Below are 1,887 nucleotides of genomic sequence, written 5' to 3'. Positions count from 1 at the left end.
AAGCATTGTCACGAAAGCGGCTTATCAAAGAGAAACCTTCTTTCTTTATCCCATTAACAAATGTACTTGTAGAGAAGTAAGCATCTGCAACTATGAGGGTTGAGAGTTTGAGAAGTTCCTTGCGGTAACGCTTAATGACGCTGATATAGAAATCTACCATAGTCTTGTTTCTAAGACTCAGTTCTTTATTATTTAGCGACTGGTGGGCTCTTAACATCATGCAGTCTTTGGTATCAATATCAATGAGTCCAATACCCATGATTTCGAGACCATGTTTAACAGACTGAGCACATCCTGACCAAAAACGACCGATATGTGGTGTTTTCTTGCCAGCTTTACTGATGTAGCTGGGATCAATGGCAATAGCCCATCTTCCCTGTTTACCCAAGAAGCGCTTGGCAAGTGAGACATTAAGTTTGAGCCAATCAATGCACTTCGACTTTTTCAAGCCGAATGCGTTGCGATAGGTTTGCTCAACATGCAAGCCATACCTCCCCATTTGGGTGAAATTTATCTTTCTTGGTATTACCATGAACAAAATTATCACCTCGATGAGTATTTTCTCGAAACTTTTTGTTATCTTTGCAGCTGAATCTTCAACTGCATCTTTAAAGATATCCATATATTGGTCAAGTCCTGTATTCATGTAATATTGTATTTGTCGTGATCTACAAAGTTACTGAAAATCAGCGACTTGACCAACTTTTTACAGTTAAGTTTTTATAAGCATTTCTTAATATAAGTTATTGATTTACAGACGATTAAATATTAATTTAACGCAGTATTGATTAATAAAGAATATACTACCGCTGATATATGCGCAACAAATTGTGACGCTTGTGATTCATTTCCCTTGAAATCCTTAACAAATACAGCTAAGGTATAGCAGACCTTATTAGGCAGACATATATAGGCTACATCATTCTGAGCTGCAAGAATACCATTTTCATTGACATCACCAGAACCTGTCTTATGTGCTATTACAACCCCTTCTTTATCAAGAAGTGGAGCTACTATCCTATCTATACCTGTTTTACATTCTTTCAATGCATTCTTAATGAAATCTTGTTTCTCATTACTGATAAGACTTTCTGTAAACAAACGATTCATCAACATTGCAGCACCAAGAGGAGATGTGTAATTAGAGTAAGCTTTGTCATGGTCAGCGGACATTTCCTCTTCTGTATAAGCTATCTGAAAACTCGAACGTGGTATGAGTTTCGCTATAAAACTGTCTGTTTGTGCAGTATTGAGCATATTCTTAAACATGATATTGCTTGCATTATTGTCGCTCTGGGAAAGAGTATAGCGCAACAGATCTCTTACTGTCAACGATATAACTGGTGCTGAATAATCTTTCATCATAGGGCTCCATGTCTTTGGATCAAGTTTTTCCCTATTTATCTTTACCAAGGTATCAAGGGAAAGGCCTTTTTTGTCAAAATCATTGCAAAGAGCTAATGCCTGATGAACCTTAAATACACTCATCATAGGATAAATGCTTTTATTATTAACACTAACCGTATCTGTGTTATTAATAATAACCGCCACACCAATTTCACCAGGACAAGCCGAGACAATCTGAGAAATGCTATCAGTCAAAACATCTGTTAATGGAGGATTCGCGCTACCTTTTGTAGCTGATTTATGGGACAATGAGAACACCAAGATGAAGATGCAAACTAAAGCTATACACAAAACTACGATTTGCTTTTTTCTGTTTTTTTTCATGTTCCTTAATTCCGCAACACTATAGTTTAACATTATTTATAAGTGCCTGAGCAACAAAAAGTTGCCCAGGATTTTGCCATGTCAGAATTTTCACTTACCTTAGTGTTGCGAAAAGAAGACAAGCAAAACTCTAATATGACATGCAAAGATACAAAT

The 1,887-nt window shown here is 36.5% G+C and carries 1 protein-coding gene and 1 pseudogene; both read right to left on the bottom strand.

Annotated features, from left to right (window positions below; all coding sequences use genetic code 11):
- Positions 1–646: pseudogene (locus tag DW830_RS15340) on the bottom strand (transposase); the annotation flags it as partial.
- A 122-nt stretch (positions 647–768) separates the two neighbouring features.
- Entirely contained in the window at positions 769–1,731 is a 963-nt protein-coding gene (locus DW830_RS15335) for a CfxA family broad-spectrum class A beta-lactamase (RefSeq protein ID WP_117694737.1), read from the bottom strand.
- Between the last annotated feature and the right edge of the window lie 156 nt (positions 1,732–1,887).

This window comes from Prevotella sp. AM34-19LB (assembly GCF_003468525.1).
Taxonomy (GTDB): Bacteria; Bacteroidota; Bacteroidia; order Bacteroidales; family Bacteroidaceae; genus Prevotella.
Note: the sequence above shows the minus strand (reverse complement) of the source record. Positions and strands in the feature narration are given on the sequence as shown.